Raw genomic sequence first — 12,874 nt, 5'->3', positions numbered from 1 at the left:
GGACCTCGACCCCTACCCGCCGAACCTCACCCGGCGCGCCCCCCCACCGGATGTCCGAAGAGCCGCTTTGGGGTGCTATTGGGGCCGGGTTGGTTGCCAGTACTCGGACATGAGTTCTTTCGACCATTGCGGTTGAGACACAGTGCCGCGTGGTGCGAACTCGGCCATGTGGGGCTTGATATCGAGCACTGGCGTCCGGTCGATGGCGTCGAGGCCCTCGACGGTGACTCTCAAGCCGTCGACTTCGATGATCCGCGCGGTGGTCACACCGATGCGGTTGGGGCGGTTCTTGCCCCTTTGGGCGAAGATGCCGACCTTCGGCCAAGACTCGTTCCCCCTCGGGTGCCGGGCCCCGGTTGTGATGTTCCCCGGCGGGACGCGGTCGAAGACGTAGACGATGACCGCGTGGCTGAAGGAGTCCAGACCTTGCAGCGCCTCGGGAGAGAAGAGGTCGCCGTCGAGATGGATGGTCGCTGATTCCGAGTCCCACGCATCATCGGCGGCGTCGGTCCGTGTGCTGTGAACGACACCGATGGGCGTCATCTCGATCGACATATTGTGTCCTGTGCTCCTCGTCTGGACCTGCTGTTCAGAATATAAGTGCCAGGAACCCTGACGTGAGCGCGGCGACGAAGAGCGTGTTGAAGATCGCGGTGCCGATACCTGAGGTGAGGACCAGTGTGCGGCTCAGGCCGGCCGCGCTCATGACGAAGGCGTTGATCGTGACGCTGAAGAAGAAGCCGCCTAACAGCATTGCGATGGGGATGCCCCATTTCTCGACGCGGGCCAGGACGCGCTGTTCGCGTTCCCCTTTGGTGCGCTTGCTCCCGAGCTTCGCGCCGGCGGCGACCGCGACGACCGTCGCCAGACCTGTCCCCGCGGCGGAGGTGACAAGAGCCAGAGGCCACCACACACCGGTGACCAGACCGATCGCGACTGCGACATCCCCTTCGAAGATCGGCACGACGGCTATGACCATAAGCGCGATGACCTGAAGCGGCGCTGGCAGCGTATCGACGAACTGCTGCACTTGGAGAATGACGTCCTGCAACACGTGCGTTTCCTTCCAGACCTTGACGATGGCTCGGCGTTCTATATCCACTCTCACGACCCAGCACCGTTTCCTGTAGTGCCGTGATGTCAGCACGACATGTGACGTGATGTCATGGCTTCTTCCGCATGCGTCTTCGCCTGGAAACGTAAACTTGTCGGGTATGGGAAATGAAGGTGCGCTGCCGAGTGGGGCCCAGGCACGGGTACGCAGGTGGATGCTCAGGTCGTATGCGGTGGCCATGGCGGCCACCGTCACCGTCACCGCGCTGACGGCTCCGGGCCTGAGCGCGGCGCTGCTGGTGGTGCCGAGTCTCGCGCTGGCTGCGTTGTTGTTGTTCTGGCGCGAACCGGCACCCAAGCTCATCGGTATCACCGCCTTGACGGGGTTCGTCACGTTCGCCTGGGCGGCCGTCTCAGGAGGGAACGCCGCGGGCTCCGCCGCGGCAGGCATCTGCGCTGGGGTATGGCTGGTCCGCAAACCCGGAAGCCGCGCCCGATGGGCCACTGTCGTCCTAGCGATGGTCGCATCGTCGGCGCTGGCCTTCCTCGGCGACCTCGACACCGCGATACGTACGGCGACGCTGTTGCTGCTGATGGCCGGAATCTGGGTGGCTTCCATCCTCGACGCGGAGCAGCAACGGCAGCTGGTGCTGGACCTCGAACGCGCGAAAGATCAGGAACGGGAACTGTCCATTCTTCGCGAGCGGGACCGGTTCGCCGGCGACCTGCACGACATCCAGGGCCACAGTCTCCACGCGATCAAGCTCAAAGCGGCGGTCTCCGCGCAACTGCTGACAACCGACATCGACGCGGCGGTGCGCGAGCTCGACGAGGTCCGGCACCTCGCCGCCGAGGCGATCGCACAAGGGAGGCGGCTGGCCAACGCCACGCACACGCTCGATCTGGCTGCCGAGATTCACAACGCTCGGGAACTCCTCCTCTCCGTGGGGGTGAAGAGCGTCGACGTCGACGCGGCGATCCCGCCCGACGAGTCGCCCCACGCCAGCGAACTCGCTCAGACCCTCCGGGAGGCCGTGACGAACATCGTCCGTCACGCAAAAGCCAGATCCGTCGAGATCGCCATCGCCGCGGATCGTATGGTCGTTCGCAACGACGGCGTCCCGGGCTCCACCCCGGCACGGCCACCGCTACGGGGACTGGGCTGCCTCGCCGAGAGGGTCGCACGCAGCGGAGGGGAGCTCTCAGCGACAGCGGACAACGGCGTGTTCACCGTCGAGGTGAGCTTCACGGACGAGGGGGCGCCGTGACGATACGGGTGGTGATGGCCGACGATGAGAACCTCATCCGCTCCGCACTGAAGGTGCTGCTGCCCGCCGAAGGAGACATCCAGGTCGTCGCAGAGGCCGCGACCGGGGAGGAGGCGCTCCGGCAGGTCCAGCGGCACCGCCCCGATGCGGTGATCCTCGACCTCGACATGCCAGAAGGAGACGGGATCCCCACCGCGCATGAGATCCTCCGGGAAGATCCCGGCCAGGCAGTGCTCATCCTGACCCGGCACGCCAGACCCGGCACGCTACGTTCGGCGCTACGAGCCGGCGTGCGAGGATTCCTCGGCAAGGACACCGAACCGCCTGTCATCGCAAGCGCCCTCCAGACACTGGTCGAAGGCGGGCGTCACATCGACAACGAGCTGTTCGTCCAGGCGATGATCTCCGACAGCCCGCTCACCGAACGCGAGCAGGACGTCCTCGAGTGCACCCTGCGCGGACTCACCATCGCCCAGATGAGCGACACCCTTCACCTGTCCGCTGGGACGGTGCGGAACTACCTCTCCAGCGCCATCCAGAAGACCGCCACCCAAACACGCCAAGACGCCGCCAGCTACGCCCGCAAGAAGAACTGGATCTGACCGGCACACCTGGCCACTCAGGCATCCATGTCCATCGCCACGAGCTCGACCTCGAACCCGGCGAGGTTCTCCAGATACGCCACATACCGGTCAGGGCCGGCCGCATGCGGGTGCCGATCGGCGAACATCAGCGCCCACCCCCGGCCCGCCGCCTTACGTACCAGCGACTCCACCTCACTGGCGGTGCGCACGTGAAAAGCGAGGTGGTTCAGCCCGGCTCGCATACGATCATGATCACCTCTCACCGCAGGGCTCGCCTCCAGCACGATGTAAGTGGTGCCGAGTCTGTAGCTGACACCCTGCCTCCAGCGATCACACTCCTGGTATCCCAGGGCCAGCAGCAGCCACCCGAGGCTGCGCTCGGCGGCGACGAGATCACACACCCACAGCTCGACATGATGCAAAGCGCCATGGGTCGCTTTCATGTGTGGTCCTTCCAGTCCCGGAGCGTGGAGTTCTGAAGCTGTTGCGTCAGGGAAAGTGTCCAACACAGGGATAGGCCTAAGAGATGCCGAGGACCTTGTGGGGTATCCATCCTTCACGGCCATCGCCGTTGCGGCACCAGGACCATCTACTTTCGGCGTCGTCGCGCAGGACCTCGACGTACTCGCCTTTACGGGCAGGAAGCTCCGTAGTGTCGTATCCTTCGCGGACGACTCCGGTCTGACCGTCGATGTCGATGAACCGGCTCGGCACCCAGCCTGATCCGTTGGCGGCGATCACGAACACGAACGCCGGCCACTCCTCATCCCGGTCGCCGACCTGCACGGTATCTCCTTTAGCTACCGTCAGCGGGGAACGCTCGGAGGTCGCATGGTCAGCCGTCAACACACAGCGCATGACACTAGTTTTTCACGAACCGCAGCCTCTGCGCTACGCGCGAGGCTGCTGGGGTGTCACCGTGATGGATCAGTGTGCTCAAATACCTGAGCGAAGCAGTGTGACTAAGCAGTCGAACCGGTAAATCGCGCTGCGAGACCTTCAGCGTCCCGGTGAACATAACCCAGCAGAGCAGAACCACGGTCGCGCTGCCACGGCCTGCCTAGAGTGAAGAGTCCTCGCACCGGCGTCACGCCGTTATCGTTAAGCAGTACGCCATCGTCGTCGAGCGCGCCAGGAACGCCGATCCAGGTGTCATCGTGGCGGTACCCAGTGGCCCAGACGACCGCCTCGATCGTGCAGTTTCCACCATCGTCGAATGTCAGCCGATTCGCCTCAGCGCCCGAGGTCCTCCGGCGAAATGTCACTCCAGCATCCAGCAGGCTTCGCCGGATTGTTCCGATGATCGGTTCACTGGCTCGCAGCTTCCGCCCGATCCATGACGTTCCAGAAGCCCCCATGAGCCCGGATGCGGTCAGCCACCAGAAGAGATGCCGCCCAAGAACCCGTTGAGGGAGGGTACGAAGCGGGACCCCCTCGGAAAGCACGACGCGCTTACCGTGAGTAGCAAGTTCATGTGCGATCTGAAAGCCGGAATTGCCACCGCCGACAACGGCTATGGAATCGCCAGGAAATTGCCGCGGGTTCCGGTAGGCGTCTGAGTGAGCCTGTGGTACCTGCGGTCCGAGCGATGCGGCCAGCGGAGGGATGAAAGGTTTCCCGAAAGCACCGGTTGCGATGACGGCGCTGTCTGCATCGATCCCCTGCCCAGAGGAAAAACCGAGACGGAACTCGCCCGGTCCGCCGGCAAGACGCACCACAGGCGATTCCAGCTGAACGGGAAGGTCGTGGTGCAGTGCATAGGCGGCCAGATATTCTGCTACCTCGTCCTTACTCGGGTGAGACCAGCGTTCGCCGGGAAAGCGGAGACCGGGAAGCGAGTCATAACGAACGGGAGTGAACAATCTCAGCGAGTCCCAACGTCTCGCCCAAGAATGACCCACGGCCGGTGAGGCGTCGAACTGCCGGAACCTCAATCCGGCCTTAGCCAGGTAGTACCCCAGCGCGAGACTGGCCTGTCCTGCTCCCACGACCGCCACATCGAGACGTTCCGAACCGAGCTTTTTTCACGACACACCATCCTACCTACGCCAACACGAAGCCACATCCGGGGGGCTGATGCAATAACGGGTGACAGGTTGGGTTTCCTGGTCAGGCCGCTAATGTCAGCGCCTGCGTGAGCAGTTTCTCCTCGTAGGAGATCGGGGTCAACTTCCCCAGAGCCTTCTGTTTCCTCCTTGGGTGATAGGTCCTCTCAATCCACCGGACGATCCGCAGCCGCAGCTCCTCTCGGGTCCGCCACGGCTGGGCATCGAGGACGTTGTTCTGCAGCAGGCTGTAGAAGGACTCCATGGCCGCGTTGTCCCCGGCGGCGCCGACTCGGCCCATGGATCCGACCAGGCTGTGGTGTTCCAATGCGCGAAGGAATTTCTTCGCTCGAAATTGAGATCCTCGGTCGGAATGGACGATGCATCCGGCCACATCAGCCCCGGTGCGGCGGCGTGTGGCGATGGCGTTGTTCAGCGCTCTAACTGCCAGGGATGCCTTCATCCTGGTGTCGATGCTGTAGCCGATGATCCGGCGTGAGCAGGCGTCCTTGACCGCGCAGAGATACAGTTTGCCCTCACCTGTGTGGTGTTCGGTGATGTCGGTCAGCCAGATCTCGTTCAGCGCCTTCACGGTGCTGAACTGACGCTGCACCAGATCATCGTGGGCCGGTGGTCCTGGGCGGGTGCCCTTGCCCTTCTTGCGGCGGCTGATCACCGAGAACACCCTCCTGGGAGGCGCAGAGCCGCCAGGCAGTGCGGTGGGCCATGGGGTACCCGGCTTCGGCTGCTTCATCGGCCAGGTGCCGGTACCCGAACTCAGGATCATCCCGATGGGCATCAATCAGGGCATTGAGCCGATGGGCTTCATCCCACTCAGCATCGGTGATGGGGTTGGCCAGCCACCGGTAATAGGGCTGGCGGGCGATCTTCAGCACCCGGCACGTCACTACCACAGGGATTCCTGAAGCGGCGAGATCGCGTACGAGCGGGTACTTCATTTTGACGGGATCTGAGCTTGGCCGAAGTAGGCAGCGGCCCGGCGCATCACCTCCAACTCCTGCTCGAGGCGCCGGATCTTGCGGTTGGCAACAGCCAGCTCGGACTTCTCATCTGTGGTGGGGCCAGGCTTACGCCCCTCGGTGTTGCCGGAGTCTAGATCGGCTTGGCGCATCCACTTGGTCAACGTGCCTTCATGGATGCCGAAGTCCTTAGCGACCTCAGCGATCGTGACGTCATGATCGCGTTGCTGAGCAACGCGCACCACGTCCTCTTTGAACTCCTTTGGATAAGGCTTGGGCATGATGACAATCCTTCCAGGCCCGGGGCGACCGAGCCAGATCAGTTGTCACCCATCCCTGCATCAGCCCCCATGCGTGTTGGTGGCCTTCAGGTATTGGCTCAAAGCGGCTTCGGCGGATGCGGGGAACGACGTCACATGGCCGGGTGGTCTTTCGATGGTGGCGTGCATCGTCCACACCGGTGGGCCATCGGTTCCTGGGGTGTGCGCGGCGACGTGGAAACCATGACGCTCATACAGGCGGACATTACGCGGGTCCGAGGTGTCGAGCACCACCTGCTTCCCGCCCCGGTCGGCGACCTCGTTCAGCGCGAAGGTCAGTAGCGCCGTGGCGATTCCGCGTCCTTGCCGGTCCGGGTGCACGCCGAGAGTCTCCAACCGCCATGCGTCTGCCGGCGGTTCACCAGGAGTGATCCTGTCGATCCGGTCGCCATGGGCCCGGATGATCTGCTCGATCATCTCCGTGTCCGGTTCAGGAGCAGTCGGAGGCAGGAACGCGATGACCCCTGCCAGGTCCTCGGTCACGGCGACCAGGCCGTGGGCGTGGGCGTAGCCGAGATATAGGAGCTGCAGCTGACGCAGTCGTGCGGTGTATCCGGTCTCGGGGATGACGTGCCGGGTCCACGGGTACTGCTCGAACGCGAAAGCGAGCGTATCGGCGGCAGGATCGAGGTCGCCTCGGCGTGCCAGGAGGATGGTGATGTTCATCGGTCACTTCTTTGAGGGTCTGCGGCGTTGTTGGGGTCGGTGGTGCCGGAGCTGATGATGGCCTGCAGGGTCGCCAGGTGCCGGGCGAAGGCCTCACGGCCGGTGTCGGTGATCGCCACCCAGGTACGGGTGCGCCTGCCCACCGGTTCCTTGCGCACCGATATCAGGTCTGCCTCTGACAAGACGGTCAGGGCCTGGGAGAGCGTGGAGTCGCTGACCTCCAGTAGATCGGCGAGGAACCGGAAGTCCACGTCCTCCAGGTTGCGCAGCGCTGCCAGCAGGGAGAACCGCACCGGGGAATGGATGAGGGTGTCGAGGTCCTTCCTCGGGTGGCCGCTCGACGTGGAGTCGGTCATCGGCGCGAGCTCGCGAACAGGCACGCCACGATCGGGCCGATAGCGATCACGCCGGCCAGCACCCACCACCACGGCGAGGACAGCCCGAACAGCTGCAGTGCCGGGTCGAGCATCACCGTGTAGAGCGCGAACCAGGTCGCCACCGCGATGCCCATGTTCCGCAGGCCGTGCCGCGGCGCGGACTGCCGGTGCAAGAGCGCGATCATCCAGATGCACATCGTCACCAGCAGGAACGGCGCGAACGCCTTCCAATAGTCCACTCCGGCCACATCGATCGACACAGTGAACGCTAGCGCGTACACCGCCTGCATGACCACGAACACACGAAACCACCGCGTCGCGCGCCGCGCCTGGAGCGCCGTCTTCTCGCCCGCAACGACAAGACGAGAAGCATCATCAACAGAGAATTGGTTATCAGGCATGCAACCACTTTAGTAGACGTAAAGCGAACATGGATGAGCGACACGACGCTCCTCAGCCTCCCTCGGGCGACGCCGCCGGGCGCAATCGAAGCCAAGCACACCCAACAGGAGCTGACACGACGGCTCAGCGGGCGCGGCATCTCCACGACCCGCTCGAGCACGACGCACACCGCGACACTCCACGCCGTGAGGGACCAGAACGTAGGTTCTGGTCCCTGTGGTGCGGCTGACCTTCGGAATCAGAACGACTGACTCGGCGGTCACCGCTGCCTCGACGATGGGAGTATGGGCAATACGCAACGGTACTGGAATGGGTCCCGTGCGCGGGACTGACAGCAGACGATGGAAAGGAGCCTTGTGGCTGCTTCTATCGATTTGGAGTACCCGTTCACGGGCAGGTGTCTCGTCCAGAACAGCCCCGCCAACCGAGTGCCCAGCCACGGAACAGCGCTGCTGGCCACGTCTTACGCCATCGACTTCGTTCCCGCCGACGCCGCCAGACGCACCGCACCCATTACGTTCAGTTCACTCATACGCCCCGAACCGGCAAAGAAGTTCCCGGGCTTCGGCGCATGCTCCTGGCACCTGTCGAGGGCATCATCGCCGCCGCGCACGACACCGAACCCGACCACCCCGCGTACCGCGGACTACCGCCTATCGGCTACGCCCTCACCCAGCAGCGCCGAACCCGAGCAGGGTGGATCACACCTGCCGGTAACCATGTACTCATTGAGGCCGACGGCGTCATGGTCGCCCTCTGCCATCTCCAACAAGGCAGCGTGCAACTCCAGACGGGACAGCACGTGCACAGAGGCAACGTGCTCGCGCGGTGCGGGAACTCCGGCAACAGCACCGAGCCGCACGTTCACATCCAAGCGAACACGACCCCCTATATCGAGCGCGCCATCACCGTGCCCCTCACGTTCAGGGGAACCCTCCCGCGCAACGGAGACGTCATCGACATCAGCGATTGGTAGCGTCAAACACGACATGTGGTATTCCCCGCACCGGACGGCCCCACCAGGGCAACGTGCCCACGGCGCGGCACGCTCAGGCTCAGCCCGTTCAGGGCGACCTCGACATCGGGTGCGTACCGGACGGACACGCCGCGCAACTCGACGGCAGGGGTGTCGTCGTCGATGGAGTCGCGGGTCTTGGCGATCCGCTCGGTGTCGACCTGCCGCTCGGCGGCACGCAGGCGGGCATCGTCCCGCTCGCCGATAATCGCGATGTCCGCCTCCTCGGACTCGACCTCCATCCGTTCGATCTCGGCGATGCGCCCGGCCGCGGCGATGCCGGACTGCAGAGTGGTGAGGTTCTGGGTGAGCTCCATCAGTGGCCCGGTCAGCCCCCAGACGTAGAGCAGGAAGGCGACCAGGGCCGAGACCGTCATGTCCCCGGCGGAGACCCGGTAGGCACCCAAAGACAGCACAAGGATCACCGCACCGTCCAGGCCGATCCAGGCCACGGTCCATGCCCCGGCCTGGATCCGCACCGACTTCATGCTGAACCGGCGGGATTCGGTCACATGGTGCATCAACGACCTGAACCGCCGCGGTTCGGCGGAGGAGGACTTCACTGTCTTGATCGCCCGCACCGTGCCCTCGAGTTCGGACCCGAGGGCGCTGAGGGCGGCTTGCGCTCTCTCTTCCACCTTCGAGATCTGCGGCATCAGCACCGCGAAGATCACGAACACGACCACGACTGCGGCCAGAGTGGTGCCCAACAGCACCAGGTCAAGCTGGGCCATCAGCACCAGGGAGCCGATGATCACGATCCCGCCATTGATCAGACCGATGATCGACGTCGACGCTGCCTGGTTCAGCAACACCGTGTCAGAGGTGACACGGGTAACGAGCTCGCCGGGCCCACGGGAGAGCAGCGCGAAGACCCGCGCCCCGAGATAGCGCAGCATCATGCGCTTGCGTGCGTCGTACACGATGTCCTCAGCGAGGCGACCAAGCATCACCCACTGGAACCAGCTGACGGCGGCACCCACGATCAGCAGCCCGACTAGCACGAGCACCGGGTCGCGCAGCGACCCGCCGACGGCAAGAGTGTCCAGCACCCACTTCGTGACCATCGGGCTGGCGAGACCCATGGCAGAGACCGCGATAGAGAGCACCAAGCCGAGGATCAGGACGTGGAGATAGGGCCGGGCAAAGGACCACAGGATGCCAAGACGCTGCAAGGTGCGGACCTCCGGTTCCTGCGAGTCGGCGGCCTCCGAGGCGTGAGAAGCGGCGACCGCCGCGTCTGCAGGGTGGAAGGGTTGTGCGTCACTCATGCCCACTAGTGCAACACATATGTCCCATCTTAGGCAACGCCCGCCCCGCAACAGAACACATGTAGAGTACGAACATGGCTGAACACACCGCCGTCCGCGGACGTACCCGCCGGGCTCTCCTGCTCGCCGGCATCGAGGTGCTCTCCGACGATGCGTCCGCAACCCTCGGCAAGGTGGCCGAGCGGGCCGGTGTCGCCCGCAGCACCCTGCACCGACACTTCCCCGACCGGCGGTCGCTGACCACGGCGATCTCCGCCTTCGTCATGACGAACTACGAGGAGGCCTTCTCGGCGGCGCGAACCGAGGAAGACACCGGCCTGGAGGCCTTCCGTCGTGTGTGTCTAGAGCTGATGGAGCGGCTCGAAATTCTCGCCTGGTGGATGGGGATGGGTCTCACCGCGGCGACGCAGGAGGACGAGACGGCGACTGCCGAGATCGCGGAACTCGACGAGGGAGACGACGAGCGCCTGACCGATCTCGTCACCCGCGGACACGAGGATGGCTCGATCGATCCGCAGCTTGGGCCCTCCTGGGTGGAAGGCCTGCTGTGGGCGACGCTCTATTCCGCACGCCACCTCGCACAGTCCGGCGCGCCGGCGACCATGCCCGCGCATGACGTACGAGCCCAGGCTCTGCGCAGCCTGCTCAAGGCCGTGGCCGCGGACCCGGCAACCGTCTGAGGCGGCACGAGTCCTCCGGCATTTTCGTACATCACCCCAACCCGGCGACTTCGTCACGAGGCGACCGGGACGGTATGCGGCCTGGGCTCTGATCACACGTTGAAGCGGAACTCAACCGAGTTCCGGTACGGAACAACCTCTGGGTTCTACAGGTCTTCCAGTCTCGGTGGGCGGTCATGCGGTATGTGGGGGCCGTCAAGTACGCCATCACCCCTTCCGGAACCCAGACCCGAGATGGCGTCAACGATGCCGGACCGAATCCGTTGTCCCCGGCAACGAATTACCGGTCAGTCCACTGCCCCCGACGCCGTCTCTTCGACGACGAGGACAACCTTGCCGTGCACCCCGCCGGCCTCAAGCCTGGCGTGAGCGTCACCTATGCGGTCGAGAGGATAGACCTCATCGACGATCGGCTGCAGGTGCCCGTCTTCCGCCAACCGAGCCACCTCACCGATGAGTGCAGCGGTCGGGTGCCCGAGGAAGAAGCGTATGCGGCGGCCACCGAAGATGCTCGACGCGGCGATACCGGCCAGGCTCCGCGCCTTGCGATCGACGTCGAATGACACTGCGACCATCCGTCCGCGGGGCGCGAGGTGTTTCCGCAGTTCCCACAGATCAGTTCCACGCGTATCGAACACCACGTCGAAGGTCCCGATGGCGTCGAGGGAGGTGCGATAGTCGATCACCTCATCTGCGCCGAGTCCTCGGACGAACTGTTCACTCGACTGGCTGGACAGCGCGGTGACGTGTGCACCGTACATACGGCCAAGCTGCACGGCGACACTGCCCACACCGCCGGAGGCGCCGCGCACCAGCAGTCGTTCGCCGGCCCGCAGCCGGGCCTTGTCCCGGAGCCCGACGACTGCGGTCGCAGCCCCGGCCAGCACGCTGACCGCGTCCGCTGCGCTCCACCCCTCGGGCATCCGGGAAACCCGGCCCGTATCGATCGCCACCGCCTCTGCGGCCGCGCCCACCGAGCCGCGCTCGTCGACGGTTCCCCATACCCGGTCCCCGATCGAGAACTCGGTGACGCCGGGCCCCAGCGCGAGGATCTCACCTGCAAAGTCGATGCCAACGTACCTCGGCAGGCTTACCCGGGCGAGTGCACGCAATTTGCCCCGCCGCTGGGCAATCTCGCCGCCGTTGACGGAACTGGCTTCAACCTTGACGAGAACCTGCCCTGCGCCCGCCGCCGGCATCGCGACCCGCATGACCTCCAGGACCTCGGGTCCGCCGTAGCGGCGGAAGCCCGCTGCTGCCATCGTCATCGTGATCTCACACTCCCTGAGTCGTTCGTACCTTCCGGAGCAAAGGTACTGCGGAAGTGGGCAGGCCTATCCGTTTTCCGGTAAAGTGGGAGCGTACTCCTGTTCGGTCTCTCGCATCGGAGGTGAGGTCGTGGCCGAGTCGATGAATCGAGCGGATGCGCGTCGAAACCGCGTTCGCATCGTCGACGCAGCTCGCGCGGCGTTCTCCGACCATGGGCTCGAGGTGTCGGCCGCCGCGGTCGCACGCCACGCCGGTGTGGGCACGGCCACGTTATACCGGCATTTTCCCACCCGCTCCGACCTGATCGACGCCGTGTTCGGCCACGAGATCGAGCACTGCCTGGCCATCCTCGCGGACGCCGCCAGAACCTCGGACCCGTGGCGAGGGCTCGGTAAGGCGCTCGATGCAGTCGTCGAACTTGAGTTGGCTGCGCCAGGCCTTGCGAGCCTCATCACGACGAGCGACCGGTCCGCGCCGCTCCTCGAGGGATTCGACCGTCACGTGCGGCAGGATCTCGAGCGCCTTGCCGCCCGGGTGCGCGACACCCGCGAGGCCCGCCCCGATCTGACCAGCGGGGACATCGCCTTGCTTCTCACCGGTGTTCGCGCCATCGCGGTTGGCGGTGGTCCTCACATCCGGGCCCGCTGCCGCAGGTACATCACGCTCATCACCGAAGGCCTGCGCCGTCACCCATAGCCCATGCGCGCGAAGGCGCGACAGCCCGCTGTCGGCCGCTCCCGGATCACCTGGGTGGCTGACCGGAGACAGATCTGGTGATTCTCCCTGATCGTCTAGAGCACGCCATGAAGGCGGTCGTTCGAAAGCCCTCGTCAGCGGGATCACGCCCAGAGGTTCAGTTCGAGAAACGAAATTCACCCGAGTTCCGGCACGAAGCAACCTCTGCACAGCTGACAGCCGCGCAGAACCGTCGAATGCGACCGGGC

The 12,874-nt window shown here is 64.8% G+C and carries 15 protein-coding genes and 1 pseudogene; 5 read left to right on the top strand and 11 right to left on the bottom strand.

Annotation, left to right across the window (positions count from 1 at the left end; genetic code table 11):
• Window positions 1-75 precede the first annotated feature (75 nt).
• Together ABD240_RS12020 and ABD240_RS12015 are read right to left on the bottom strand one after the other, a co-directional pair.
• Window positions 76-555 (bottom strand): SAM-dependent methyltransferase, encoded by a 480-nt coding sequence (locus tag ABD240_RS12020; RefSeq protein WP_344337463.1) that lies wholly within the window; start codon window positions 553-555, stop codon window positions 76-78.
• A 34-nt stretch (window positions 556-589) separates the two neighbouring features.
• Window positions 590-1,294 carry a hypothetical protein gene (locus ABD240_RS12015; RefSeq protein WP_344337461.1) on the bottom strand — a complete coding sequence of 235 codons (705 nt, stop codon included), beginning with the start codon at window positions 1,292-1,294 and terminating at the stop codon, window positions 590-592.
• Here ABD240_RS12015 and ABD240_RS12010 point away from each other — a divergent pair.
• The gene (locus ABD240_RS12010; RefSeq protein WP_344337459.1) at window positions 1,293-2,321 is read left to right on the top strand and encodes a sensor histidine kinase; all 1,029 of its coding nucleotides are present in this window, start codon (window positions 1,293-1,295) and stop codon (window positions 2,319-2,321) included. The genes ABD240_RS12015 and ABD240_RS12010 overlap by 2 nt on opposite strands.
• Window positions 2,318-2,923: a response regulator transcription factor gene (locus ABD240_RS12005; RefSeq protein WP_344337457.1), complete on the top strand. Its 606-nt coding sequence runs from the start codon at window positions 2,318-2,320 to the stop codon at window positions 2,921-2,923. Before ABD240_RS12010 ends, ABD240_RS12005 begins: the two co-directional genes overlap by 4 nt.
• Window positions 2,924-2,940: 17 nt before the next feature.
• Here the strand turns inward: ABD240_RS12005 and ABD240_RS12000 are convergent, their stop codons facing one another.
• From ABD240_RS12000 to ABD240_RS11970, 7 genes and pseudogenes are all read right to left on the bottom strand, one after another.
• Entirely contained in the window at window positions 2,941-3,348 is a 408-nt protein-coding gene (locus ABD240_RS12000) for a VOC family protein (RefSeq protein ID WP_344337455.1), read from the bottom strand.
• 76 nt (window positions 3,349-3,424) lie between these two features.
• Window positions 3,425-3,691 (bottom strand): SH3 domain-containing protein, encoded by a 267-nt coding sequence (locus ABD240_RS11995; protein ID WP_344337453.1) that lies wholly within the window; start codon window positions 3,689-3,691, stop codon window positions 3,425-3,427.
• A 176-nt stretch (window positions 3,692-3,867) separates the two neighbouring features.
• Window positions 3,868-4,893 (bottom strand): flavin-containing monooxygenase, encoded by a 1,026-nt coding sequence (locus ABD240_RS11990; RefSeq protein ID WP_344337451.1) that lies wholly within the window; start codon window positions 4,891-4,893, stop codon window positions 3,868-3,870.
• A gap of 121 nt (window positions 4,894-5,014) precedes the next feature.
• A pseudogene (locus ABD240_RS11985) lies at window positions 5,015-6,211 on the bottom strand (IS3 family transposase).
• A gap of 60 nt (window positions 6,212-6,271) precedes the next feature.
• Window positions 6,272-6,916, bottom strand: a complete 645-nt coding sequence (locus tag ABD240_RS11980) for a GNAT family N-acetyltransferase (protein WP_344337449.1) — start codon at window positions 6,914-6,916, stop codon at window positions 6,272-6,274.
• Window positions 6,913-7,272, bottom strand: coding sequence for a transcriptional regulator (locus tag ABD240_RS11975; RefSeq protein WP_344337447.1), 360 nt, complete (start codon window positions 7,270-7,272; stop codon window positions 6,913-6,915). Before ABD240_RS11975 ends, ABD240_RS11980 begins: the two co-directional genes overlap by 4 nt.
• The gene (locus ABD240_RS11970) at window positions 7,269-7,694 is read right to left on the bottom strand and encodes a hypothetical protein (protein ID WP_344337445.1); all 426 of its coding nucleotides are present in this window, start codon (window positions 7,692-7,694) and stop codon (window positions 7,269-7,271) included. The genes ABD240_RS11975 and ABD240_RS11970 overlap by 4 nt, the downstream gene beginning before the upstream one ends.
• A 572-nt stretch (window positions 7,695-8,266) precedes the next feature.
• Here ABD240_RS11970 and ABD240_RS11965 point away from each other — a divergent pair.
• Window positions 8,267-8,671: a M23 family metallopeptidase gene (locus tag ABD240_RS11965; RefSeq protein ID WP_344337443.1), complete on the top strand. Its 405-nt coding sequence runs from the start codon at window positions 8,267-8,269 to the stop codon at window positions 8,669-8,671.
• Between the two features lie 2 nt (window positions 8,672-8,673).
• Here ABD240_RS11965 and ABD240_RS11960 read toward each other — a convergent pair whose 3' ends face one another.
• Window positions 8,674-9,981: an ABC transporter ATP-binding protein gene (locus tag ABD240_RS11960; protein WP_344337441.1), complete on the bottom strand. Its 1,308-nt coding sequence runs from the start codon at window positions 9,979-9,981 to the stop codon at window positions 8,674-8,676.
• A 74-nt stretch (window positions 9,982-10,055) separates the two neighbouring features.
• Here ABD240_RS11960 and ABD240_RS11955 point away from each other — a divergent pair, with 74 nt between their 5' ends.
• A complete protein-coding gene (locus ABD240_RS11955) occupies window positions 10,056-10,661 on the top strand; it encodes a TetR/AcrR family transcriptional regulator (protein WP_344337439.1) in 606 nt (201 codons plus the stop codon).
• Window positions 10,662-10,948: 287 nt separating this feature from the next.
• On the opposite strand, the gene ABD240_RS11950 is transcribed toward ABD240_RS11955, so the two are convergent.
• On the bottom strand, window positions 10,949-11,929 hold the full coding sequence (locus ABD240_RS11950) for an NAD(P)-dependent alcohol dehydrogenase (protein ID WP_344337437.1): 981 nt from the start codon (window positions 11,927-11,929) through the stop codon (window positions 10,949-10,951).
• A gap of 130 nt (window positions 11,930-12,059) precedes the next feature.
• On the opposite strand from ABD240_RS11950, the gene ABD240_RS11945 reads away from it, so the two are divergent.
• On the top strand, window positions 12,060-12,626 hold the full coding sequence (locus ABD240_RS11945; protein ID WP_217781467.1) for a TetR/AcrR family transcriptional regulator: 567 nt from the start codon (window positions 12,060-12,062) through the stop codon (window positions 12,624-12,626).
• Window positions 12,627-12,874 lie beyond the last annotated feature (248 nt).

The organism is Brevibacterium salitolerans, assembly GCF_039531405.1.
GTDB lineage: Bacteria > Actinomycetota > Actinomycetes > Actinomycetales > Brevibacteriaceae > Brevibacterium > Brevibacterium salitolerans.
This window is presented reverse-complemented; position numbering and strand designations above follow the sequence as displayed.

Bases quoted from the DNA above. Each gene is read 5' to 3' on its own strand.
- ABD240_RS12020 (WP_344337463.1), bottom strand. From the start codon at position 555: ATGTCGATCGAGATGACGCCCATCGGTGTCGTTCACAGCACACGGACC.
- ABD240_RS12010 (WP_344337459.1), top strand. From the start codon at position 1,293: ATGGCGGCCACCGTCACCGTCACCGCGCTGACGGCTCCGGGCCTGAGC.
- ABD240_RS12015 (WP_344337461.1), bottom strand. From the start codon at position 1,294: ATGGCCACCGCATACGACCTGAGCATCCACCTGCGTACCCGTGCCTGG.
- ABD240_RS12000 (WP_344337455.1), bottom strand. From the start codon at position 3,348: ATGAAAGCGACCCATGGCGCTTTGCATCATGTCGAGCTGTGGGTGTGT.
- ABD240_RS11980 (WP_344337449.1), bottom strand. From the start codon at position 6,916: ATGAACATCACCATCCTCCTGGCACGCCGAGGCGACCTCGATCCTGCC.
- ABD240_RS11975 (WP_344337447.1), bottom strand. From the start codon at position 7,272: ATGACCGACTCCACGTCGAGCGGCCACCCGAGGAAGGACCTCGACACC.
- ABD240_RS11970 (WP_344337445.1), bottom strand. From the start codon at position 7,694: ATGCCTGATAACCAATTCTCTGTTGATGATGCTTCTCGTCTTGTCGTT.
- ABD240_RS11965 (WP_344337443.1), top strand. From the start codon at position 8,267: ATGCTCCTGGCACCTGTCGAGGGCATCATCGCCGCCGCGCACGACACC.
- ABD240_RS11960 (WP_344337441.1), bottom strand. From the start codon at position 9,981: ATGAGTGACGCACAACCCTTCCACCCTGCAGACGCGGCGGTCGCCGCT.
- ABD240_RS11955 (WP_344337439.1), top strand. From the start codon at position 10,056: ATGGCTGAACACACCGCCGTCCGCGGACGTACCCGCCGGGCTCTCCTG.
- ABD240_RS11950 (WP_344337437.1), bottom strand. From the start codon at position 11,929: ATGACGATGGCAGCAGCGGGCTTCCGCCGCTACGGCGGACCCGAGGTC.